The following is an 8,080-nucleotide window of genomic DNA, read 5'->3' on the forward strand; positions in this document are numbered from 1 at the left end:
TCGGACCCGCCGGACCCGCCCCCGTCGGCCGGGCGCTCGGCGGGGCGGCGGGCGTCGCCGTGGCTTCCGCCGCGCCGGTCGGGCCCGGGGTCGGCACGTCGGCCGGGGTCGACGCCGTGGCGGCCGGCGGCGCGGCGCGCCGGTCCTCCGCGTCGTCGCCGCAGGCGGCGGTGAGGGCGGCGGCGATCACGAGCACCGCGACGGCGGGCAGGCTCCGGTTGGTCACCCCTGGCAGTCTGCCCAACCGGATCCCGTCCCGGCAGTGGCCGGTCGGTCAGTGCGGCTGTCCCATTTCTGCCAGACCGCCCCGGTCGACCGGGGCGGTCTGCCGGCGTCGGTACGATCCCGACCGGGCGACGAGGGGAGCCGACGATGACCGTGGTGGACGGGGCGGACGGGGTGACCGTCCGGCCGGCGCGGGCCGGGGACCGGGCGGCCGTGGACGCGCTGCACGAACGCGAGTGGGGCGGGCCGTACGTCGTCGCCCACGACACCCGGTACGACCTGCGTACGCTGCCCGCGCTGGTGGCGACCGACGGGGCCGGGGCGGTCGTCGGGGTGCTCGCCCACCACGACGACGCCGACGGGCTGGAGGTGGTCAGCGTGGTGGCCGCGACGCCCGGCGGCGGCGTCGGCACGGCGCTGCTGGCGGCGGCCGGCGAGGTGGCCCGGGCCGGCGGCCGGGCCCGGCTCTGGCTTGTCACCACGAACGACAACCTGCGGGCGCTGCGCTTCTACCAGCGGCGCGGGCTGCGGCTGGTGTGCGTGGACCGGGGCGCGGTGGACCGGGCCCGCCGGCTCAAGCCGAGCATCCCGGTGGTCGGCGAGGACGGCATCCCGCTGCACGACGAGTTGGTCCTGGAACTGCCCCTCACCGCCGACGGGCCGGTCCCGGACCTGCCCCTCACCGCCGACGGACGGGTCCCCGCCGGCCGCCCGGTCCACGGTCGGCAGGTCGTCGCCGGCCCGCCCGCCGACGCGGCCCGCGCCCCGTGGATCTCGCTGACCACCGACTACGGCCTCGCCGACGGATTCGTCGCCGCCTGCCACGGGGTGATCGCGCGGCTGGCGCCGGAGGTCAGGGTCGTCGACGTGACCCACCTCGTCCCGCCGGCCGACGTACGCCGGGGCGCGGCGGTGCTCGCGCAGGCCGTGCCGCACCTGCCGCAGGGGGTGCACGTGGCCGTCGTCGACCCGGGCGTGGGCACCACCCGGCGGGGCGTCGCGCTGGCCACGCCCCGCGGGCTGCTGGTGGGGCCGGACAACGGCCTGCTGGTGGAGGCCGCCGAGGCGCTGGGCGGGGTGACCGCGGCCGTCGAGCTGACCGATCCGGAGTGGCTCGCGCCCGAGGTGTCCCGCACGTTCCACGGCCGGGACGTCTTCGCGCCGGTCGCCGCGCGGCTGGCGCTCGGCGCACCGCTGTCCGGGGTCGGCCCGGCGGTCGACCCGGAGTCCCTGGTCCGGCTGCCGGCGCCGGTGCTCCGGCGCGAGGCGGACGGGTTCACGGCCGAGGTGCTGACCGTCGACCACTTCGGCAACGTCCAACTGGCGGCGCCGGCCGACCTGCTGGCGGCGCTGCCGGTCCGGGTCCGGGTGCGACCGGGCGCGGGTGCCGGGCCCGGCCGGGAGGCCGTGCACGGGCGTACCTTCGGCGACGCCCGACCGGGCGGGCTGCTGGTGCACGTCGACTCCGCCGGCCGGGTCGCCGTGGCGGTCAACGGCGGCCGGGCGGTCGACCTGCTGGCGGTGGCGCAGGGCGACCTGCTGCACATCACGGCCGGCTGAGCAACGGGCCGGGCAGGCAACGGGCCGACCGGGCAAGGGACCGCGCGGGCGCCGGGCCGGCGGGGGCGGGCGACCCGGGCGCCGGGCCGGACCGGAGCCAGCCGGCCCGGCGGGCGTACGCGGGTGGTGGTCAGCAGAGCGGCACGGTGCCGCCGTAGACCGCCGAGACGTACGCGTGGCTGACGTACTGGCCGCCGGTGAGGCGGTTCCACCGGTTGGTGGTCCGGTACGGGCCGGCGACGGTCTGCCCGGTCACGTAGCACTCGATCGGCACGTTGGCGTACCGGGCGGCCAGGCCGCGCACCGCGTACCCCGTGCCGGCGCCTGCGCGGATGTTGAGCGGACCGTCGCCGACCACGCCACGCGGGCCGCCGCCGGTCCACAGGTACGCCACGTCCACCCAGGCGTTGGTGGTGAGCTGCAACCCGTCCCAGAAGGTGCCGTCGGCGAGGTCGACGCCGGCCGGGTTCAACACCACCCGCCCGAACTGGTCCCGCCCGCCGTTGTAGCCGTCCTGGTAGGCCGCCTGTGCCTGCGGCCGGCCCTGCGGAAGGTCCTTCCAGTTCTCCCGGACGGCGCTGAGGTTCCAGTAGTCGTCCCGGGTGTTCCACGGGCCGACGTCCCAGACCGGGGCGTACTCGCAGCGGCTGCCCGTGGTGGTGCAGACCCGCACGGTGTAGTCGCCGGTGTTCGCCGGGGCCAGGGCGCGCCGGGACGGCAGCGCGACGAAGTGGTCCCCGGTCACGATCGTGTGCCCGTTGGCGGTCACCTCGCCGACCAGCCCGATCCGCGTCGCGTACACCCGGTAGGTGAGGCCGGGCGAGGCGGCGACGGCGGCGGCGGTGTCGGCGGTGAGTCGCACGGCGCGCACCTCCGCGGTCGCGCCCGGCCGGCTCGCGGTGAGCACCACCCGGGTCTGCACGCGGGTGACCGGCCGGTCGAAGACCGCCCCGCCGGTGGCCTCGCGCCACTCGGTCCAGCCCGCCGCCCGCCAGCCCCGCACCTGGGCCTCGGCGGTGCCGCCGGCTGCGGTGCGGGCGTCGACGGCCGCGCGGATCCGGGTGGCCGGCCGGGCCAGGGTGCGCGGCGACGCGAGGAAGATCCCCTCGGCGACCGCGCTGCGGGGCGCGCGGGACCGCGCGGGGCGGGGGTCGGCCAGGCGGAGCCCGGCGCGGGTGTGCCGGACGTTGACGTCGTCGGCGTCGACGCGGGAGAGGTCGGTGCTCCACCGTTCGCCGCCGGCGGCGGCGAGCGCGGGGCTCGGGGCGGGTACGAGGGCGAGGGCGAGGATGACGGTCAGGGCGGCGGTACGGGCACGACGTTGGGGCAGAATCATGGGCATTCTCCTCAGAACTCCCTGATCGTGCCCTTGTCGGTAGATCGACAGGAACCACCATACAAATAGCGACACATGCGAATTCGGCTCGGACGAGGAAGGATGGACGGGTGCCCGAAGGCGACACCGTCTGGAACACCGCCCGCGTACTGCACCGTGCCCTGGCCGGCGCCCGCCTGGCCGGAAGCGACTTCCGGGTGCCGCAACTCGCCGCGACCGACCTCGCCGGCTGGACGGTGCGGGAGTCGGCCAGCCGGGGCAAGCACCTGCTGCTGCGGCTCACCGCCCCACCGCACGCCACGCCACCGCCCGACGCCCCGATCACACCGCAAGGAGGCGGCACGGCCCCGGCGCAGGGCGGCACGGCCCCGGCGCAGGGCGGCACGGCCCCGGCGCAGGGCGGCGGTGCGGCCGGGGACGCGGCCCCGGGAGACGACGGCGGGGCGCGCTGGACGCTGCACTCGCACCTGCGGATGGACGGCGCCTGGCGGGCGTACGCGCCCGGGGAACGCTGGGCGGCCCGGCCGGCGCACCTGATCCGGGTCGTGCTGCGCGGCGCGCGGGCGGTCGCCGTCGGCTACCACCTGCACGAGTTGGCGCTGGTGCCGACCGCCGAGGAGGAGTCGCTCGTCGGGCACCTCGGCCCCGACCTGCTCGGCACGGACTGGGATCCGGCGGAGGCGGTGCGCCGGTTGGCCGCCGACCCGGACGTCACCATCTCCGAGGCCCTGCTGGACCAGCGCAACCTGGCCGGCGTCGGCAACCTCTACAAGTGCGAGGTGCTCTTCCTGCGCGGCGTCTCGCCGTGGACCCCGGTGCGCGCGGTGCCGGACCTCGCCGGCACCGTCGCCCTCGCGCAGAAGCTGCTCGCGGCGAACCGGGGCCGCTGGACGCAGAGCACCACCGGATCGCTGCGCCGGGGGCAGACCAGCTACGTCTACGGCCGGAGCGCCCAGCCCTGCCGGCGGTGCGGCACCGCGATCCGCAAGGAGGAACTGGGCGAGCGGGTCACCTACTGGTGCCCGGTCTGCCAGCCGGAGCGTCCCGCCGACTGACCCGGCCGGGCCGGTGCGACACGCGCGTGTCCTGCGTCGCGCATGGCGGGTAGCCACCCGCAGCCACCCGGCCGGCGTGTCGGGCGGGACACTCCGCCGGCAGGGCGGCGAGTCGCGTCCTTGCCACAGATACGGACGATTGGGTACTTCCTAACATCGGCGTCGAGGTCGCATGCTGCGGTTGACTCCTCACGCATCGTCAGCGACGCGCGACCGGTCCGCCACGCCGACGTGGCGGCCGCCGCGCCCGGACACCGGGGAGAGCCATGGAGCTGTTCCGCAGACTCCGGATCCCGTGGGCGGAGCGGGCGAGCGCCCGCGCCGAGCACGACGCCGACGGGACCGGGGCGGGTCCCGTGCCGGCGGCCCGGCGCGCGGCCGAGCCGGTCGCCGCGCCGGCCAGCCTCGACCCGGCCGCCGTCCCGCGCTACTTCGGTCCGCTGCCGAACCAGGCCCGCAGCCCGCTGCCGGTGGTCGACGCCGACGGCTGCGTGCTGCCCGGCACCGGCATCCGCAAGTTCGTCGACGCGCTGCCCCGCCCCGGCGCGCTCGGCCGCACCGAGCTGGGCGCCCACCTGCCGGTGGCGGTGCCGGACACCGCCAGCTATCCGGGCTGCGACTACTACGAGATTGGCCTGGAGCAGTACGCGCAGCGGCTGCACCGGGACCTGCCGGCGACCCGGCTGCGCGGCTACCGGCAGCTCAACCTCGGCACGGACGCCCACGGGCACAACACGGTCGCGCCGGCGGGGCGCCCCTGGCACCTCGGCCCGCTCATCCTGGCCCGGCGCGGCCGGCCGGTCCGGGTCAAGTTCATCAACCAGCTTCCCACCGGCCGCTCCGGCGAGCTCTTCCTGCCGGTCGACCCGACCGTCGACGGCGCCGGGGCCGGCCCGCTCGACGGCCCGGCGCCCTACCCGCAGAACCGGGCGGTGCTGCGGCTGGCGGGCGCGCACACCGGCTGGACCAGCGCCGGCAACCCCTGGCAGTGGGTGACGCCGGCCGGGGAGATCACCCCCTACCCGACGGGGCCCGGCCTGACCCACGTGCCCGACATGCCGCCGCCCGGCGCGGGCGCCACCACGCTCTACTACCCGAACGAGCAGAGCGGGCGGCTGTGCTGGTTCCACGACAACACCGTCGGCCTGGCCCGGCTCACCGTCTACTCCGGCCAGGTCGCCCTCTACCTGCTCACCGACCCCGCCGAGGAGCGGCTCGTCGCCGACGAGGTGCTCCCCGCCGACCAGTTGCCCCTGGTGATCGAGGACAAGACGTTCGTGCCGGAGGACGCCCAGCTCGCCGGGGAGGACCCGACGTGGGACCGGGACCGCTGGGGCTCCCGGGGCAGCCTCTGGCACCCGCACGTCTACCAGCCCCGGCAGAACCCGCACCGGGCCGACGGGACGAACCCGACCGGCCGGTGGGACTACGGTCCGTGGTCGCGTACGGGCGACGACGCCGGGCAGCGGGAGCACGGCGGTACGCGGCACCGGGCGGACCCCGTGCCGAACCCGCACCACGACCCCGTCGCCGACCCCGACGAGCCGCCGCTCGCGCCGGGCGTCCCGCACCCCTCGGCGGTGCCGGACGCGTTCGGCGACACCGTGCTGGTCAACGGGATCGCGTACCCGTACCTGGAGGTCGAGCCGAGGACATACCGGTTCCGGATCCTCAACGCCTGCCTGGACCGCGGTCTGAATCTCCAGCTCTACCGGGCTCGCTCCAACGGGCCGATGTGGGACCCGGACGGCGGGCTGGCCGACGCCGACGCCGGCGAGGTGCCGACGGTGGAGGCGGTACGCGCGCCGGAGCGGCCCGCCGGCTGGCCGACGGACGGGCGCGACGGCGGGGTCCCGGACCCGCGCGCCGCCGGCCCGGAGCTCGTCCAGATCGGCAACGAGTGCGGCCTGCTGCCCGCGCCGGTGGTGGTGCCGAACCGGCCGGTCAGCTACCGGTACGACCGGCGCGACCCGACCGTGCTCAACGTCGACGCGCACGCGCTGCTGCTCGCCCCGGGGGAGGCGGCCGACGTGCTTGTCGACTTCTCCACCGTCGCGCCCGGCGGCACGCTGATCCTCTACAACGACTGCCCGGCCCCGCTGCCCGGCTTCGACCCGCGCGCCGACCACCACACCGGCGCCCCGGACCGCAGCGCCGAGGGAAGCGCGCCGCCGACCCACCCCGGGTACGGTCCGAACACCCGCACCCTGCTCCAGTTCCGGGTCGCCGGCACCCCGGCGCCGCCGTACGACCTGGCGCGGCTGCGCGAGCGCCTGCCCGAGGCGTACGCGGCCAGCCAGCGCCCGCCGATCGTGCCGCAGCCGGCGTACGACGTGGCGTTCGGCACCCGGACCGCGCGCGACACGGTGGTCCCGGTGCACGCCGCGACGGTCAGCTTCGTCCCGGCCGGCGCCGCCGCCCCGGTGCTCCTGCCGCTGGAGGTCAAGGCGGTGCAGCAGGTCTTCGAACCGGACCACGGCCGGCTCGTCGGCCGGCTCGGCGTCGGGCACCCGCACGCCGGGCCGCTCTCTCCCACCGTCCTGCCGCTCGGGCCGACCGACCCGGCCACGGAGGTGCTGCACGTCAGCGATCCGGCCGTCGCGGTGGGCGGGCCCGGCGACGGCACCCAACTCTGGCGGATCCGCGGCAACAGCCGGCAGACCCAGCCGGTGCGGTTCACCGGCTGCGACGTGCAGCTGGTCGGCCGGGTCGGCTGGGACGGTGCCACCCGGCCGCCGCACCCGGCGGAGCGGGGCTGGAAGCAGGTCGTCCGGGTCGACCCGCGCGAGGACGTGATCGTCGCGCTCCGGCCGGTCGCGCCGCCTCTGCCGTTCAAGATCGGCGACAGCGTACGGCTGCTCGACCCGCTACGGCCGGCGGGCGCCCGGACCGGCTCGACCCCGGTCAGCCCGGTCGACGGCCGACCCGCGGTCGTGGTGAACCAGCTCGTCAACCTCGGTTGGGAGTACCACTGGCACAGCCAGCTCGGTGGCCACCGGGACCAGGGCATGATCCGGCCGCTGGTGCTGCGGGTGTCGCCCCGGGCACCGACCGGGCTGACCGCGACCCCCGCCCCCGGCTCGGCCACCGCGCTGCCCGCGATCGCGCTGACCTGGACGGGCAACGGGAGCCGACCACCGGCCACCAGCCACCAGCTCCAGCGGGCCACCGACGCCGCCTTCACGGCGGGCCTCACGGCGATCACGGTGGCGGCCACGGCGACCCGCTACACCGACGCCAGCGTCATCCCCGGGGTGACCTACCACTACCGGATCCGGGCGGAGAACGCGGTGAGCTGCTCCACGTGGTCCAACAGCGTGCCGGCCTCGGTGCATCTCGCCGCGCCGGCCGGGCTGACCGCGGCGATCCCGCCGGCCGCGCCGCTGCGGATCGCGCTGCGCTGGGCCAACCGCTCCTTCGCGACCGGGATCGACGTGCAGCGGGCCACCAACCCGACGTTCAGCAGCGGGCCGGGCACCACCGCGATCGGCGTCGGCGACAACCATCTCGACATCGCCGTCGCCCCCGACACCACGTACTACTACCGGGTGCGGACCACCTATCTCGGCGCCTCGTCGGCCTGGTCTACGGTGGCCCGGGCGACCACCCCGCCGGCGCCGGGCCCGCCCACGGGGGTGACCGCCACCGCGACGGCACCCGGGCCGGACACGGCGACGGTGATCCTCGCCTGGGCGGCGAGCACGCCGGCGGCACCGGGCGCGGGGTTCATCGTGCAGCGGGCGCTGGACCCGGCGTTCGGCCTGGAGGTGGCGACCTTCACCGTCACCGGCCGGGGCTTCACCAACACCGGGCTGGCGCGCGGCGTCACCTACCACTACCGGATCCGGTCGTTCAACGTCGTCGGCAGCTCCCCGTTCACCGGCCCTGTCCCGGTGACCACACC

At 76.9% G+C, this 8,080-nt stretch carries 4 protein-coding genes and 2 pseudogenes; 4 read left to right on the forward strand and 2 right to left on the reverse strand.

Features of this window, described 5'->3' with window-relative positions:
- A pseudogene (locus F6X68_RS27540) lies at positions 1 to 226 on the reverse strand (hypothetical protein); the annotation flags it as partial.
- Positions 227 to 372: 146 nt separating this feature from the next.
- Between F6X68_RS27540 and F6X68_RS34430 the strand changes: the two are divergent.
- Positions 373 to 738, forward strand: a pseudogene (locus F6X68_RS34430) (GNAT family N-acetyltransferase); the annotation flags it as partial.
- A gap of 258 nt (positions 739 to 996) precedes the next feature.
- On the forward strand, positions 997 to 1,785 hold the full coding sequence (locus tag F6X68_RS34435; RefSeq protein WP_225852458.1) for an S-adenosyl-l-methionine hydroxide adenosyltransferase family protein: 789 nt from the start codon (positions 997 to 999) through the stop codon (positions 1,783 to 1,785).
- Positions 1,786 to 1,915: 130 nt separating this feature from the next.
- On the opposite strand, the gene F6X68_RS27550 is transcribed toward F6X68_RS34435, so the two are convergent.
- Positions 1,916 to 3,121 (reverse strand): hypothetical protein, encoded by a 1,206-nt coding sequence (locus F6X68_RS27550; protein WP_151456996.1) that lies wholly within the window; start codon positions 3,119 to 3,121, stop codon positions 1,916 to 1,918.
- Positions 3,122 to 3,231: 110 nt separating this feature from the next.
- Between F6X68_RS27550 and F6X68_RS27560 the strand changes: the two genes are divergently transcribed.
- Positions 3,232 to 4,176, forward strand: a complete 945-nt coding sequence (locus tag F6X68_RS27560) for a zinc finger domain-containing protein (RefSeq protein ID WP_225852457.1) — start codon at positions 3,232 to 3,234, stop codon at positions 4,174 to 4,176.
- Between the two features lie 266 nt (positions 4,177 to 4,442).
- The coding region (locus F6X68_RS27565) for a hypothetical protein (RefSeq protein WP_151456997.1) at positions 4,443 to 8,080 on the forward strand (3,638 nt) is incomplete at its 3' end.

It is taken from the genome of Micromonospora sp. AMSO12t, from assembly GCF_008806585.1.
Classification (GTDB): Bacteria; Actinomycetota; Actinomycetes; order Mycobacteriales; family Micromonosporaceae; genus Micromonospora; species Micromonospora reichwaldensis.